The following is a 14,350-nucleotide window of genomic DNA, read 5'->3' as shown; positions in this document are numbered from 1 at the left end:
TACGCCGTGGAATCGGTCGAAGCTGTTCCTCACGAACCCGCCCCCGAAATCGGGTTCAATACGTCACCGATCGCGGCCCCTTCTCGTCGGTCGATCGACCCGACCAACGTCGGGGTGATCTCCGGATGATGGATCTCCGGGTCGAGCCGGACGCGTCCGGAGTCTGCTTGGAGTGCGGGTCGCACCTCCCGCCGCGGTTCGGTCGGGTTCACGGCGACGACGACGATCGCGCGCACCGCTGTCCCGAGTGCGACTCGTGGGTGCGGATCTGCGAAGGAAGCGCGGCCGGGAAAGACGTCGACACGCCGGACCCGCAGACGAGCCCCGCTCGCAACGCGGGCGAGCCGTGGAACGGAGGGGTGTCGGGATGAGCCCGTTTGTCCGCGCGAGTCAGCTGTACGACCCGGCAGAGGGTCCACAGGCTCACATCCGTGACGCCGCCCGGCTCCGCTGGCAGCGCGACGCCGAACGGGGGCGATCGGCGTGAGTCCTGACCGCTCCCGAGCGGGGGAGACTGTGGCGATCTTCACGTCGCACGGGGTGCTCGACGCAGCGACGACGGTCCTTGCGTCCCGAGCTATTGGTGTTGAGGCGGAAGCGAACCCGATCGTCCGCGAGCTGCTCGCGATGGGCGAGCTGCCCGCGGCGGTCGCGATGCTCGCGGCCGTCGGCTTGTGTTGCGGTGCGTGGCCGGTCGCGGCTGACGCCCTGAAGACGCCGGAGTGGGTCGGGCTCGGAGTCGCGACGATCGGCGCCGCCGTCGCCGCGGTGAACCTGGTGGTGGTGTTCGCATGAGGCGCGCCTGCGAGACGTGCGGGTGCGAGCGCCCGTCGGTCCGTGTCCGAATCGACGGCCGGACGGAGTGCGCCGGCTGCTACCTCAACCGCGCTGGGTACTCGCGATGAAGGCCGTCGAGACGGCCCCGCACGAGTACATGGCGAACTACGTGTACTCGGGGCTCGGGGCGTGGTTCGGAGCCGCGCGGCTCGTCGACGCGACCGGGAGCCGGCGCGGGAGCTTCACGCTCGACGGCGAGAAGTGGCGGGTGACGCTCTCCTATCAGGAGTCCGGGCTCGCGCCGCCGGACGGCGGTGAGACGCCGGACGGGACGCGCGTCGACTTCGACACGCTCCGGGAGTTCCGGCTGAACGCGGTCGTCGACGACGAGGTCGGCGAGCGGAAGGTGAAGGCCCTCATTCAGCCACGGTGGCACGGGCTCGAATCCACCGAGGGGAAATCGGTCGCCCGGCCGATGTGGGATCTCGGCGACGCGGTGAACGTCCGGGTGAACGCGTCGAACGTCGAGTTCGACCAGGTGGAGTCGGTCATCCAGCGAGCCGCGGGCGCGGTGACGCTCGACCCGATGTACTTCGAGAGCCGCAACGACGAGTACAGCGTCGTGATCGACGCGGCGCGGTACGTCCGGCTCGATCGGGACGTGTCTGGATCCGTCCACGCTCGTGAGGGACCGCTCGCTCGGATGGGCCACCTGCTCGAAAGCGATCGCTCGGGGTACCGGAAGCTCGTTCAAGACGACACCGAGCGCGCCGGCTACTACCACACGGTGACGCTCGGGCCGAAGCGGATCCGCGAGGCGTTTCCTGACCACCGGATCCCGAAGGAGTTCAAGCACTACTACGCGCGAAACGCCGAATCGCTCCCCGACGAACACCCGCTCGCGCACCCGAAGCTCGAAGCGTCGTATCAGTCGAGTCGGTGGAACGAGACCCTGCGGCCGGTCGACCACGCGGAGATCGTCGACGAGCTCGAAGAGGCGATCCTCGCGACGCTGAACGAGTCGGGGCTTCCGACGCAACCGCTCGACGACGACGGCCCGAGCGGCGGTCGCACGTTCGTCGAAGATACGTACTTCGAGGCGGAGACTGTCGACCGCTCGCGCGTGCTCCCGCTGAACTTAGAGCGCGTCGAGAGCGATCAGCGGAACGTGGTCGTCCGGCAGCTCGCCGACGGGCTCTCGCCGGTCGAGTGGGACTCGCTGAAGACGCTCGTCGCGGACGGGGGCGACGTGTCGCCGGCGGAGATCGCGGACGAACACGACTGGCATCCCGATAGCGTCCGCCGGGGACTCCGACGGATCGAGGACATGGTCGTTCGCGAGAAGGGAACCGTCGCGTTGCGGTCGCACCACGTCGCGGAGCAGGTCGTTGAGGCTCTCGACGCGGCGCGTGAGGGCGTCCGGAACGCGATGGGGGCCGCGGCGAACGCGGTTCAAAACGCCGAGCGTGCGTCTCTCGACGAGCGTACGGACGAACTGATCGCGTTCTGCCAAGCGAACGGGATTCACATCGACGAGCGCGAGGCGCACCTCCGGGTACGGATGGGGAACCTCGCGGGCGAGTCGTGGTCGGAGCTGGTGACGCGGCTCAAACGGTACTGGGTCGGTGCGGGTCGCGATCCGGAGCGACTGAAAGAAGCGGTCTCGCACTACCGCGACGCATCTGGTCCGAAAATCCGGCCGGTGCGGAGTGCGTGGGGGAAGGGTCAGACGCTCCGGTAGCGCGGCCCCTCGTGAGTGGCAACACTACCCTGACCCTCTTTTTGCGGCCGTTTTCGCCTCGATCGACCCCTCCGACTGGTGAGTTCGCGACGATCTCGACCGCAACCCAAGCGAGGATCCGAGCTCGACGAGCTGCTCGTCGACGCTGAACCGACACCGGGGGGTCGGTTGGCGGTTAGGGGTGTGGCTAAGGCCACAGATTCTAAGGTACCACACTCCCTCTGCGAAGCCAAACGCAGATCGCGGTAGGACCGCTCAAAAAATTCATATCGACCTGGCTTGATTTTGATCCATGGTTGACATCATCTCTAATTTGGTGGCATATGGTGCTGGTGTAGTATCCGTGTTTATATTTAGAGATGTCTTACCATTTGAATACAAAAGATGGAGAAGAAATCAGATTGAGAAAGAAAATGATCGTCAGAAATGGTTCCAACAAGTGAATAATGCTGCTAGTGATATCGAATCTACATGGGACCATGAGTTTAGCCAAGTAGTTGAGAAGGACAACCCACAGCCCGATCATTCTAAGATTCAGAGAGAACTTGGCCGCCAAGCAGGGGTTCTCATTAAACTTGAGGGACGAATAGAAGCGGGTGATAATGTTGATGAAGAGCTACAGGCAGCCATGACCGACCTCATCTCTGCCTGCCAAGAAATTGAAAATCTTCCCTTACACATGAATTCACAGTCGGACTTCAAAGAACGAGAGGAAGAGATACTTAATCTGTCCCAGAAGGTGAGGAAACTGAGCAAAAAAGAAATTTGAATTGTGTCATATTCTTCAATCGTCTTGTGGTATAATTTGTACGTTGGAACTGTTTATGAGCCTATCAATTAGGCCTCTCTCATGATGTCCGCCGACGATCGCGCAGGCATTTCCCGAGTGTGTTTGTGCGTGTTGTTCGATGTCGAGTGCCATCTGTGCGTCCCGTCCATACAGCGTAGCAGCTAGGTACGACAGGAATGCCACCGCGGTAACGTAGATGAAAGCAATTAGAGTAAATATTGGATTTCCAAACGCTGCCTGCGTTACAAATACGATGAATAAGAGGGCAAAGTTCGATAGAAACCAAAAATACGGTGAGGAATTAATTGTTGGGTGAAAACTCCCATCAACTTCTATTATCTCCACGTCATATTCATTAGCAATCTGTTGTTTCAACTGCTCGTCTCCTTTTCCTATCGCGTTCGCAATGGACTCTGCGGCTAAGACTAATATCGCACCCAGAACGATAAGAGGCGCTATAACACTGGTTTTTGCTTTTGTATATGCTGATTCATCATCAGTGACACATTCGATGAAAACAAAATCTACCGTGTCAAACTTTTGTTTAGTTAATTCGAACCGGTCGCTTGAATCTCCGATATGTGATCCACCCAAAAGAAGCAGGGATAACTGTTTGTCTGACATATCGGCATAGTGGTCCGTGAAGTAATTAATTCATTCTCTACTACCGTCCAAGGAATATTTCTATGATGACCCTCCTCTCATCCAGTGTTTTGTAATGATCCACGCGGGATATGTTCATTGAAGATTTTTCATTAGCCTGACTGCTGATAGCTGAGCCTCCTTCGAATGACTCCGGTAGTGTGTCTCGCCTGGATTCGTCCAGTTCGTGATCTCTAGGTCCCGAGCGCGGACCGTCCGCGACGATACGACTGTTACCTCTCTCCCTTCCGCTCGGTACCACACAAGCGCGTACCCGCCGTCAGCGCCCGCGAGCGTCTCGTGCTGGTCCTCCCAGAACTTGAACGTCGGTCGCACGCCGTTGATCATCGACCCCTTCACGTCCCACGGACGGCCGTCCTCGTCGGTCGCGTCGAATTTGAGTCCGTCCACGACCGGATAGTCGAGCGTGAGCGGGTAGCGGTCCGTCGCCCACAGCTCGACGAGCTTCCCGTACCGACCGACGATCGCCGGGTCGTAGCTCACGACGATCCTCGTTTGGGTTGCGGTTGGTCGCCGCGCCGATCGCCGTCGACGAACGAATTTCGACCGAACCCCGGCCGCGCGGCCCCCCGCGGATTCGGACTCCCCGCCGCGATCGCACGCGTATAAACAGAGGTATGCGCCGGGGCGGGCGGCTGAATGAACGCATGAATCCCCACCGCGTCTATCGATTCACGCGACCGCATCGTTCACTACCTCGCCGTGGTCGCCGTTCCTGTATTCAGCCATCCTGTCGGAGACCCACGCCGCGGAGTAGCCGACGAGGTCGCCCGCCTCGGCGTACGTCATGCCGTGATTCTCGACCGCGCGGATCGCCTTGCTCACCGCTTCCTCGCGCCGGACCGAGTCGGCGTCGACGCCCTCGCTCTCGTCGTCCTCGTCGACGAGCTCGATCGCGAACTCGCTCGGCTCGTGTTCCGGGTAGTTCGCGGCCGTGTCGGTCAGTCCCTTGTAGTCGCTCCCCTCTTCCCAGTCGTCTTTACCGCCCTCGCTCTCCAAGAGGCGAGCGCGACCCGGGTCGGACCGCGAGGGCTTCTCGATCGCGAGCGACGCGACCCGGCGGATCGACTTCGCGGTTTTCGTGCGCGTGTGCCCGACGAGCAGGACGCTCCCGCGCTTCGGGTGCGGCCCGTGTTTGGACTCCTTCTTGCGGATGAAGAGCAGCGAGTCCGAGAACTGCTCGGCCGCCTTGTTCCCCGACCCGAACCCAGAGAGTTCCTGCGCGATCTCGTCGAGGACCGCCAGCACCGGGCCCTCGATCTCCGCCATCGCTTCGAGCATCTCCCGGTCGGAGCGCACCACGCGGTCGAAGCCGTCCCACGACGTGTTTCCGATGAGTGCGCCGCCGGTCCGGATCCGCCACGCCATCGCCACGTCCAGCGTCGTCGCGGTCTTGCCCGAGCCGGGGGCGCCGAAGACGAGTCCGATCGCGCCCTCGTGCGCGAGCTCGCCGGCAGCGTCGCGATACAGGTCGCCGCCCTCGCGTTCCTGTCCGGTAAGCCCGGTCGCGCTCTTCATCTGCGAGACCGATCCGTGTCGCACCGCCTCGTCGATCGTCTCGGTCGCGGCGTTGGAAATGATGAGCTGACCGATCCGCGTCTCTTCGATCGGCTCGTCGAGCAGCCCGTCATAGTAGTTGAGGACCGCGAGCGTGCGGCGGTCGTCGACGAGCCCGGCGTACCCGCGGACGTGCTTGCCGGGATCCTCGCCCCGGAGCGCGCTCGCGAGTTCGGCCGCCGCGTACGCGCCGGTCTTATCGCTCATCGTCCACCTCCAGCGCCTCGGTTTCGTCGAGCAGCTCGAAGCCGATTGTGTCTCCGTGTCCGTTCCGCTCGGTGTCGATGTCGTCTCCCTTCATGCTCTGTGGTTTCAGATCGTCCGGTAGTTCCTCGTCGAGAATCGCCGAGACGGTCGCGCCCTCGTCGTCGAACGACGGGGTGAGCGTCGGGTCTAGGATCGCCTCCTGGTCCTTGAGCCGACGCTTGTCGAGCGTCCGCGCGATCGACCGGAGCCGACGCTTGAGGCGCCGCGCCTCTTGGGCGTCGGGCTCGAACTCCTCGCGGAGTTCCGCGACCGCTTCGAGCGCGTCGACGACCTGGACGTTGCCCGCGAGCTCCGACCCGGCGACTGACTCCCGCCAGTTGGCGACGGCGACGTTGTCTTCGGGGCGGTACTCGCGCACCTCGTAGACGCGCTTCGCGACGGGCCACTCGAAGAGGCTGCCCGCGTGAACGTCCATGTCCGCGAACTGGTCTTCGCTGAGCTCGTAGACGGCGCCGCCGGTGTCGTCGTTCGCCTCGAACGCGACGAGATAGATCCCCTCCTCCTCGGGGAGCAGGTCGACGACGTAGCCGCCGGCGACGTACCCGCCGATCGCTATCGCGACCGCGGCGGTCGCGACGACGCCGGCACCGTCGATCTCCCACGGGTACGGATACCGCCCGCTCTCGGCGCCGGCGATGAACAGCAACACAAGCCCGCCGGCGAGGATCGGTCGCTCGCGGGCCGCGGCGACCGGATTCATAGTACCCTCTCGACGGATTTCTCTTCGTCTTCGCGGCGGTTCTTGACGACGCGGAACGTGAGCCCGGCGCCGCCGATCCCCGATAGGAGGATGAGGATCTGGGCCCGCTCATAGCTGATCGGTGGCCGGTCCGGCGTCGTCTGTCCCGTCGAGACGTACGCGAACCGGTTGTTCGCGATGCTGCCCGGCGTGGTCATAGTGACGGCCGCCTGCCCGGCGCGGAGCGGCACTGAGACGAACAACTCTGTCTGCCCCTGCGGGAGCCGATGCTGGTAGATTCGGCCGGAGCCGGACCCCTCACCGAACTGGACCGCCTCGGTGAGCGTGATACTCGTCGACTCGTCGGTCTCGAAGAGCAGCCTGAACCCTCCGCGCTCGCGGTCGTATTCCCACTCGACGAGTCGGGTATCGGCGTCGATTTCCTGGGCGTACGTCTCGGGCTCGCCGACGTCGACGGACGCGTTCGTTTCGAGACCCGGTCCGCTCCCGTCGCTCTGCCCGGCGACGCCGCCAACCGCAACACAAGCTGCGATGCTCACCGCAACACAAAAAATCAGGATACGGCGCACGGCTAGATCCCCGGGATGAACGACCGGATGGTCGTCTCTATCCAGTTCACGGTGAGCCCGACCGGGTCGTAGCCGAGGGCGATCATCACGATCCCGATCGCGACGAGAGCGAAGCCGAGCTTTAGAATCGGCTCGACGGCGAAACTGATGATCGACAGGTACGGCGCAAGTGGGTTGACCATGCTACGACCCGCCTCCTGTCGCGAGTGCGTACACCACGCCGACCGCGCCGACGACCGCGGCGATCGCTCCCACGTTCAGCGACTCACCGCCGAAGAAGCCGGCGCCTGCCCCTCCGCTCGGTGGCTGTGTCGTTTCCAGCAGCCGCTGCTGTTCCTCTCTGATGCTGGCTAACTCCTCTTCGATTGATGATATATCTGCCGTCTGAGCCGTCCGGCTCGTCGGCGTTACTTCCTCTACGTCATTACCTTCGGAGTCGGTCGCCTCTAGAACCGTGAACGGATTGACGATCTGCGTGAAGTCCGTGGATCGCTCTCCTGTATCCGGGTCGATATACTCATATGAGACGTATATCGGTGCCTCGAAGTTGCTGGGATCATAGGTTTGTCCGACTGCGAACCCGGCCGGATTTCCATCGCTGTCGTTCGGTTGGGCGTTCGTATAGATTTCGCCGTCTACCTCATACGTCTCGCCCGAGTCATCCTGTAGCTCCAGCCGAAGTGCGAACCCCGCCGACGTGGGTATTCCCATCATCCCCGCGGCCGCGGCCTGCGACGAGAGCCCGGTATTCTGCCCCAGTTCGGTCGCTGCGGTTATCGGATCTAGGATATCCTCTGTCGGAATATCTCCCTGTTCATACTGCGCGTAGATATCCGACACCAGACCCGTGAGATTGGCGTTAACCTCGTCTCTGGACGCGATTATATCGCTCCAAATCGTCTCCAGTTGCTTGTATCCGTAATCAACAGATCCCCCATCAGGGGAGGCAAAACGCCACTTTTCGACTTGGATCGTGTTCCCATCGCCGTCCGTCGTGGTCGGGGTCGGCGGGTTCGGGGGTGCGATGCTGAAGTTGTTAGAGGTTGTTTGTCCGCTTCCGGTGTCAAAGGCGTACCCGGGCTTCGACAATTCAGCAGTCGACCCGTCTAAGAGATTCACCGACTCTACCCCCTGCTCATACACGTTTTTGAGGGACTGATATGACCCACTGAGGTAGAGTTGTATCGTGTCTACGTTCGCGTCTATTTTGCTCTGTACTGACTGCCCCGCCGAGATTATTTTGTCAATCTGTGCGTCGAAGTGGGTGATCAGGTTTTCTTGAATTGTAGAATAATACGAGTTAACCGCCTCTGTCGACGCCGTAGCCGCCTCCGACTCAGTGCCCCCATTATTCATCACCGTCAGTGCCGCCGCTTTGCCTTTCGCCAGTGCGACATTCTCCGAGTTTTTGACGTTGTTGGAGATCGACGTAAGCACCCTCTCGTTTGCCGAGACTGTCGATAAAGCGTCCTCGTAAATTCCACGCTTTAGTGCCTCGCTACCTGTGAAATTCGAGTAATCTTGTTCTTGACCAGTCTCTTTCTCGGCGTTCCGGTACATCAAGTAGCCGAGCCCAATCGCCCCCGCGTACCCGGCCGCTACAAGCGGTGCGATAGCGGACGCGGATCCGACCGGTGACAGTCCGACCTTTGATGCGCCGCCGATCGTCGCCACCGAGCCGACGCCCACGGCGGTCGTTTTCAGTACCCCCCGCCGCGTGAGTGTCCGCTCTTTGTCTGGTTGTGTTGCGGTCATGCTAGTCCTCGCGCCCGAAGTAGATCGCCCCGACGACGACGATCACTGCCACGATCACCCCAGTCGAGGTACCTGCCCCACCGAGTCCGCCGCTGCCACCACCGGAGACGCGCTTAATCGTCCCCCAGTCGACCGACTCGATGAGCGACCCGTCGCCCGAGCTCGTCACCGAGATATGAACCCGAGTGTAGCTACCCCGCTCTGTGTCGTTGAGTGCGTACTCGAAGGATTCGACGGACCCACTCGATAGCGTACGGGTTTCGTTCAGCAGCTCGGTTCCGTTCCCGACATCGGTCCCGTTGGGCACCCCTTCGACGACGACCGTCACATTCGGCGCGGGGGCACCGCTGTAGAGCGTGACTGCCGACACGTCGGCGTACGCGCTTTCCGTGTCGTTCGTCACTTCTACCGTGCCGTTGTCGACTGCCGTATCGGCTGCGACGCCGCCGGCCGCGATCCCGGCGAGCAACACGACGACCGCGAGAACGAGCCCGGAGGCAGCGATTGTGTTGCGGTTCATGAATCGTCCCCGCGAATCGAGTCGACGACATCCGTCACATCGTAGACGCCCAGGTGGTCGGCGAGCGTGATCACGCCAGCGACGGCGACGGCGCCGTAGACGGCGGTCGCGACGGCCGGCGACGAGAGCGCCGAGCTGAGCTTGGCGACCGCGTTATACTGGAAGAACTCGACGAGCCCCCAGTTCAGGGAGCCGATCGAGGTGAGTATCCAGATGATCCCCGCGATCGTGTCCTCCCCGTCCCAGATGGAGCTCATAGCATCCACCCCAGAGCGAACTGCCCAGCTGTAACACCGACGACGTACAGGAGACCCCAGAGATCAGAGCTCTGGAAGAAGCTACCAATCGTGTTGGGGAGCGCGACGAACGCGATCGGGAGCACGAGCGTCCCCACGGCCGCGGCCATATACCAGCCCTGTAGTCCCTTGATGTCCTCCGAGAGAGACTGAAACTCGGTGTTGTCGTTCGTGAGGATTGTCAGGACGATCGACCCGTAGCCGAGGACCCACGCCGTCGAGAGCCCGATCCCCGCGACGGTGAACTGGGTCGCGCCGAATTGGACATCGAAGAGTTGGAACGATGCGATACCGACGAGCATGAACGCCGAAGCGAGGCCCGTCACTACGAGGGCGGCGTCGACGGCGTCGAATTCCATTTTCGCCATGCGAGCGGCCGGGCTACGGTGGCCCCCATATACTCCCGCATTCAGTATGGTCTACGGCCGTCACGTGTCACCTTGAGGTATCTTTAAGTGAACCACCGTGCCCGCGAGGGTCGATGGGATTCAAAAGTCTCGTCGACCGCGACGGTAGCGGAACCGTAACGATCGACAAACAGCACCTCGAACTCGACGGATTAGTCGCAGAGGACGGCTCGATCAAGGAAGCCGACGCTCACACGCAGCGCGTCGGCGAGCGCGCGTACCTAGTGCGCTTCCCCGAGGACGGTGAAGTACCGACGCTGCTAGAACTCGTGGGGCGAGCGTGAAACCCCGTGGAAGGGGGTTCTCGACGCGACCCCGTGGGTCTAGAAGTAGATGTATTCACGATCCGCGATCTATGCACCTCGGTCAGCGCGATCAGCGTACAAGGTACATAGAAATCAGTCGTGTTGCGAGTGGGGACCACCGAAATTTCGGCCGATCCGGCGGACCCACTTCAACAGAGTACGGTCAGTCACTCCAAAACGACGGAAACGCGACCCCCGTACATACGATGTGGTATAAATGAGCCGTCGAACCAGTCTCAAGCTCACCGACAAGCGTGAACGTCAGTTCGAAAAAGCAAGTAAGATCGTTGCGAGTGGTCCCAACGATGATCCACCGATGAGCGTGGTGATCGACGCTGCGCTTGCGCACCTCATTCAGTCTGAGGCAAACATTCGCGACGCACGCGACGAGCTAGATCCGGCGACAATCCAGAAGTTCAACACTGATGTGCTTGGACTGAGGTATCGGACAGAGGTCCAAAGTCGGTGGCGATAAAATAATCTCAGATTGCTCCTGCCAATAGCATCAACCCGATTTGATCAGTTCCGCAACAATGCGTTCTGGTATTCATCAAGCAGTGTTAATAGAGAAATTCAAATGTAGCATTGAGGATCGGTAAAAAGAATCAGCCGTTCGGGCTGAGCGTTGGTTTACGAGTTTGCGACGGTGAACGAACGGACAACTGAAGCTTCTCCGTTCGGTCCGATCGCGACCACATTGTACCTCGTGCTACTACTAATCGAACTATTGTCGAGTGTGACGCTCTGTCCTGTGGAGTTCAGGGTCCGAACCGGCGAACCACTGGTTGAGTTCCTGACTTCCACAGTCTCAGCGGTTCCAGTGTTAGTGAGAGTCACAGTAACTTCTGTCGTATTGTCCCCGTCAATTGTAACACCGGCAGTGGCAGACCCACCAATCTGATCGCCGAGTCCGAGTACGAACGTCCCGATGACGGCGGCCAGAATGACAGTGATCGCGACCATCAGTATGACCCCGATTACGGGACTCACACCACGATCGTCCTCGTTGAATAGTTTACCTAGTTTCATAGTTGAACCCAGCAGGGTCCGACGAGCGTGATCCGGCTCAGTCGCGGGTCACGTCTCTCGGGTCGCTGGCTACTGAAAAGTAAGTAGATCCTGTATATATACTTGATGGACCACCTCTCAATCGTGAAAATTAGTCCGGCACGTTCAAGCCGTAAGTGTCCATTACTCAAGGTATGAGCCCCACGGCCCAAGCCCTCGCCCGGACCTACAGTGACCGGGAATATCTAGACCCGTGGGAGAAAGTCCTCGACTACCGACGTGTTCAGGAATACACAGCCGAACACCCGAACCACGGCCGCACGCGCGTTGGCAAAGCTCTCGATCTTCCCCCGGGTCGTGTGCGCGGATGGATTAGCGATGGAATGCCCGACTCGGTCCGCGGAATCCAAACCGCGATCGATCATGGATGGCTCAATCCTGACCCCGGAGGTGAGATCGCGGCTGCGCTCGTCGAGCTGCTCGCACACGTCCTCGCCGGCGGTAGTATCAAAGCGCAGACCTACGTTCCGTCTGTGACTGTCGGTCGGCGGGTCGAAGCGGATGATCTCCGAGAAGCCTTCGACCGAGTCGGCGTCGAGACCGTCGTCCGTCGGGCCAACGAGGACGGACGCGCAACTGAGGTACTACCCGAGTCTGACGGATCGGTCCTCGGTCGGTGTCTCGTCACAATGGGTGCCCCTGCGGGCGAAAAGGTGGATCTCGATGCCTTCCCATCGGTCGCGTGGGACGTACCGGAGTCAACTCGGGCGTCTTTCGCGCGGATCTATATCGATCACCGAGCAACAGAGTTCGCAGACAAACGAACGATGGTGATCCAAGAGAATCGACCGTCGGCGTATCTGGAGGGGCTTCGGGACTTCTTTGCGGCCGTCACTGGTGGCTCAGTGACAGTCGGTGACAGAAAAGTGATCATCTCAGCGGACGCGGCTCGGGAGTTCTGTCCCGCGTAGCTATTCGAGTTCGTCGGCGTCGATCTCCCCCGAGAGATACGCGCGACCGCGCTCCGTGATCCGGTAGTACCCTGAGTCCACCGGCTCGACGAGGGAGGCGTCTTCGAGCTTACTGATTCGTCGAGAGACCCAGTTGCGGGTGTATTCGAGGTTCTTCCCGATCACGGCAGGTGTCAAGATGAGGTCGGACTCAGCGAGGAGTTCGAGGATCCGATCGTCCGTCTGATTCATCCACTCCACCCGGGGGCGCATACCATCGCCTCATACGGATTCATATAACAGATATCGGTTCGGTTCTGTACAAATATCTATCCGTGTTGGTTACTACACGATTTGATGGGTTAAAGTTAAGTTGTCAGTGTTCTTCGGAGCGTCTAACGGAAGCGCTCTCGCGGACCCGTCGCTCCCGATGGGTCCTATCGTTCGCAAAAGCGGACCCCGCTGCTGGAGACAGCGGGTCCGCGTGGGCTTCCGTATCTGAGGTACGAAAGCCATGCCAGACCACTACGCGCCGGGGTTTGAAATCCCCGGTCGACCGCGGTACCGCAACACAAGCACCCCACGCGACTACTTTCAGTTTCACTGCCCGCGTCTGGATCTTCTCTTTTTAACCCCGTCCCTTCGGTCGGAATCGATGCCTCCGAAAGAAGTTGTGCGGATCGAAGACCGGCAGGATAGGTGGCGGTACGTGTGTCCCCGCGGCCACCGTTCGTGGGAACCAACGAATCACCACTTTTGGTGCCAGAAATGCGCCGCGAGCGACGACCACGACGGCGTGTTTCAGACCCTCCGCGACCGCAAGACTGGCGCGGAGTTGGCCCGCGACCGCGTGCGGCTAGTGACGCCGGTCGGTCCCTACGACCGAGATCTCGACGGAAAGGAGGGGTCCGCGTGAGCGACGAGAGCGGACACGCCAGCCGGATCGCCGACCAGCTCGCGATGTACGACGACGGAGACGACGAGGACGAAGCGGAGGATTCCGATGAGTGACGACTTGGAACCGATTCCACCGGAGCGCGCGGTAGAGATGCACCTCGACCGGATGAAAGAGGATCGCGCGGAGTGGACTCGAACGACCCACCAGAGCGAGCTTCGGCCATTCGTCGAGTGGTGCCGCGAAGAGGGCTCGATCGACAATCTGAACGAGCTTTCCGGCCGGGACCTGTACGAATACCGGATCTGGCGTCGCGAAGGCGGGTACAGCAACAGCAAGGTCGACGAGCTCGCGAAGAAGACGCTTCACTCGAACCTCTCGACGTTGCGGTCGTTCCTCAAGTTCTGCGGGGAGATCGAAGCTGTCCCGTCGGACCTGTTCGAGAAGGTGCCGCTGGTGAAGCTCACCCGCGACGACGAGGTGAGCGACTCGTACCTTCGACCGGAGCGGGCGGCCGACATCGTTGAATACCTCTCCCGATACGAGTACGCGAGCCGCGACCACGTCGTCTGGGCGCTGATTTGGCACACCGGCGCACGTCTCGGTGCGGTTCGGGCGCTGGACCTCCGAGACCTCGACTTGGAAGGAAACAAGCCCTCGGTCGAGTTCGTTCACCGCCCGGAGACGGGAACCCCGCTCAAGAATGATACCGGAAGCGAGCGGGTAAACCGTGTCAGCCGCCGAGTCGCGCAGATCCTCCGGGACTATGTCGAGGGTCCGCGGACGGATTCCGTCGACGACCACGGCCGAACCCCGCTCGTCACCACCGACGCGGGCCGGATCGCGGCCGGGACCATCCGGAAAGCGTTCTACCGGTGGACTCGCCCGTGTTTCGTCGGCAAAGAGTGCCCGCACGACGAGGATCCGGAGTCGTGTAAGTTCGCGACGTTCCGGCACGTGAGCGGGTGTCCGTCCGCTCGGTCACCGCACGACGCCCGAAAGGCACGGGTGACGAAATACCGGAACGACGGCGTCCCGCGCGGTGTCGTCTCGGATCAACTCAACGCGAGCGAGGACGTTCTCGATAAGCACTATGACCGCGCTTCAGAGCGCGAGAAAGCAGACCGCCGCTGGCAAATTATACAACAAT

General features: G+C 61.2%; 21 protein-coding genes. 9 read left to right on the top strand and 12 right to left on the bottom strand.

All coding sequences use genetic code 11. The features are described from left to right. Positions 1–128: 128 nt before the first annotated feature. The 4 genes from ABDZ89_RS17065 to ABDZ89_RS17050 all read left to right on the top strand — a co-directional run bounded on the left by ABDZ89_RS17065 (position 129) and on the right by ABDZ89_RS17050 (position 3,287). Positions 129–371 (top strand): DUF7563 family protein, encoded by a 243-nt coding sequence (locus ABDZ89_RS17065; protein WP_343781068.1) that lies wholly within the window; start codon positions 129–131, stop codon positions 369–371. Between the two features lie 112 nt (positions 372–483). Continuing rightward, positions 484–795 (top strand): DUF5658 family protein, encoded by a 312-nt coding sequence (locus ABDZ89_RS17060; RefSeq protein ID WP_343781065.1) that lies wholly within the window; start codon positions 484–486, stop codon positions 793–795. Between the two features lie 106 nt (positions 796–901). Next, complete coding sequence (locus ABDZ89_RS17055; RefSeq protein WP_343781062.1) at positions 902–2,518, top strand: DUF7845 domain-containing protein; 1,617 nt, start codon at positions 902–904, stop codon at positions 2,516–2,518. Positions 2,519–2,810: 292 nt separating this feature from the next. Next, the gene (locus ABDZ89_RS17050; RefSeq protein ID WP_343781059.1) at positions 2,811–3,287 is read left to right on the top strand and encodes a hypothetical protein; all 477 of its coding nucleotides are present in this window, start codon (positions 2,811–2,813) and stop codon (positions 3,285–3,287) included. Between the two features lie 15 nt (positions 3,288–3,302). Here the strand turns inward: ABDZ89_RS17050 and ABDZ89_RS17045 are convergent, their stop codons facing one another. The 10 genes from ABDZ89_RS17045 to ABDZ89_RS17000 all read right to left on the bottom strand — a co-directional run bounded on the left by ABDZ89_RS17045 (position 3,303) and on the right by ABDZ89_RS17000 (position 9,994). Further along, on the bottom strand, positions 3,303–3,932 hold the full coding sequence (locus ABDZ89_RS17045) for a hypothetical protein (RefSeq protein WP_137711084.1): 630 nt from the start codon (positions 3,930–3,932) through the stop codon (positions 3,303–3,305). 114 nt (positions 3,933–4,046) lie between these two features. Beyond that, positions 4,047–4,454: a PD-(D/E)XK family putative nuclease gene (locus ABDZ89_RS17040; protein WP_343781053.1), complete on the bottom strand. Its 408-nt coding sequence runs from the start codon at positions 4,452–4,454 to the stop codon at positions 4,047–4,049. Positions 4,455–4,643: 189 nt separating this feature from the next. Continuing rightward, the gene (locus tag ABDZ89_RS17035; RefSeq protein WP_343781050.1) at positions 4,644–5,735 is read right to left on the bottom strand and encodes a hypothetical protein; all 1,092 of its coding nucleotides are present in this window, start codon (positions 5,733–5,735) and stop codon (positions 4,644–4,646) included. Continuing rightward, positions 5,725–6,495: a DUF8125 domain-containing protein gene (locus ABDZ89_RS17030; protein WP_343781048.1), complete on the bottom strand. Its 771-nt coding sequence runs from the start codon at positions 6,493–6,495 to the stop codon at positions 5,725–5,727. The genes ABDZ89_RS17035 and ABDZ89_RS17030 overlap by 11 nt, the downstream gene beginning before the upstream one ends. Beyond that, positions 6,492–7,034, bottom strand: coding sequence for a DUF8063 family protein (locus ABDZ89_RS17025; RefSeq protein WP_343781045.1), 543 nt, complete (start codon positions 7,032–7,034; stop codon positions 6,492–6,494). Before ABDZ89_RS17025 ends, ABDZ89_RS17030 begins: the two co-directional genes overlap by 4 nt. Before the next feature lie 32 nt (positions 7,035–7,066). Next, entirely contained in the window at positions 7,067–7,246 is a 180-nt protein-coding gene (locus ABDZ89_RS17020) for a hypothetical protein (protein WP_343781042.1), read from the bottom strand. Between the two features lies 1 nt (position 7,247). Further along, positions 7,248–8,819, bottom strand: a complete 1,572-nt coding sequence (locus ABDZ89_RS17015; protein WP_343781039.1) for an Env/VP5 family phage fusion protein — start codon at positions 8,817–8,819, stop codon at positions 7,248–7,250. A 1-nt stretch (position 8,820) separates the two neighbouring features. Continuing rightward, positions 8,821–9,339 (bottom strand): hypothetical protein, encoded by a 519-nt coding sequence (locus tag ABDZ89_RS17010; RefSeq protein ID WP_343781036.1) that lies wholly within the window; start codon positions 9,337–9,339, stop codon positions 8,821–8,823. Beyond that, entirely contained in the window at positions 9,336–9,596 is a 261-nt protein-coding gene (locus ABDZ89_RS17005; RefSeq protein WP_343781033.1) for a DUF378 domain-containing protein, read from the bottom strand. Before ABDZ89_RS17005 ends, ABDZ89_RS17010 begins: the two co-directional genes overlap by 4 nt. Then, positions 9,593–9,994: a DUF8023 family protein gene (locus ABDZ89_RS17000; RefSeq protein WP_343781030.1), complete on the bottom strand. Its 402-nt coding sequence runs from the start codon at positions 9,992–9,994 to the stop codon at positions 9,593–9,595. Before ABDZ89_RS17000 ends, ABDZ89_RS17005 begins: the two co-directional genes overlap by 4 nt. 122 nt (positions 9,995–10,116) lie before the next feature. Between ABDZ89_RS17000 and ABDZ89_RS16995 the strand changes: the two genes are divergently transcribed. Next, positions 10,117–10,326: a DUF8053 family protein gene (locus ABDZ89_RS16995; RefSeq protein ID WP_006113927.1), complete on the top strand. Its 210-nt coding sequence runs from the start codon at positions 10,117–10,119 to the stop codon at positions 10,324–10,326. Between the two features lie 238 nt (positions 10,327–10,564). After that, entirely contained in the window at positions 10,565–10,822 is a 258-nt protein-coding gene (locus ABDZ89_RS16990) for a DUF7386 family protein (protein ID WP_343781026.1), read from the top strand. Positions 10,823–10,977: 155 nt separating this feature from the next. Here ABDZ89_RS16990 and ABDZ89_RS16985 read toward each other — a convergent pair whose 3' ends face one another. After that, positions 10,978–11,376, bottom strand: coding sequence for an archaellin/type IV pilin N-terminal domain-containing protein (locus ABDZ89_RS16985; protein ID WP_343781023.1), 399 nt, complete (start codon positions 11,374–11,376; stop codon positions 10,978–10,980). 173 nt (positions 11,377–11,549) lie between these two features. On the opposite strand from ABDZ89_RS16985, the gene ABDZ89_RS16980 reads away from it, so the two are divergent. Further along, positions 11,550–12,326: a hypothetical protein gene (locus ABDZ89_RS16980; RefSeq protein ID WP_343781020.1), complete on the top strand. Its 777-nt coding sequence runs from the start codon at positions 11,550–11,552 to the stop codon at positions 12,324–12,326. Here the strand turns inward: ABDZ89_RS16980 and ABDZ89_RS16975 are convergent, their stop codons facing one another. Further along, positions 12,327–12,578 (bottom strand): MarR family transcriptional regulator, encoded by a 252-nt coding sequence (locus ABDZ89_RS16975; protein ID WP_343781017.1) that lies wholly within the window; start codon positions 12,576–12,578, stop codon positions 12,327–12,329. It abuts the gene before it with no gap. A 382-nt stretch (positions 12,579–12,960) separates the two neighbouring features. Between ABDZ89_RS16975 and ABDZ89_RS16970 the strand changes: the two genes are divergently transcribed. Together ABDZ89_RS16970 and ABDZ89_RS16965 are read left to right on the top strand one after the other, a co-directional pair. Further along, positions 12,961–13,221: a hypothetical protein gene (locus ABDZ89_RS16970; RefSeq protein ID WP_343781071.1), complete on the top strand. Its 261-nt coding sequence runs from the start codon at positions 12,961–12,963 to the stop codon at positions 13,219–13,221. 87 nt (positions 13,222–13,308) lie between these two features. Next, positions 13,309–14,350: tyrosine-type recombinase/integrase (locus ABDZ89_RS16965; protein ID WP_343781015.1), on the top strand; the 1,042-nt coding region annotated here is incomplete at its 3' end.

The organism is Halorubrum ejinorense, from assembly GCF_039522565.1.
GTDB classification, from domain to species: domain Archaea; phylum Halobacteriota; class Halobacteria; order Halobacteriales; family Haloferacaceae; genus Halorubrum; species Halorubrum ejinorense.
Note: the sequence above shows the minus strand (reverse complement) of the source record. Positions and strands in the feature narration are given on the sequence as shown.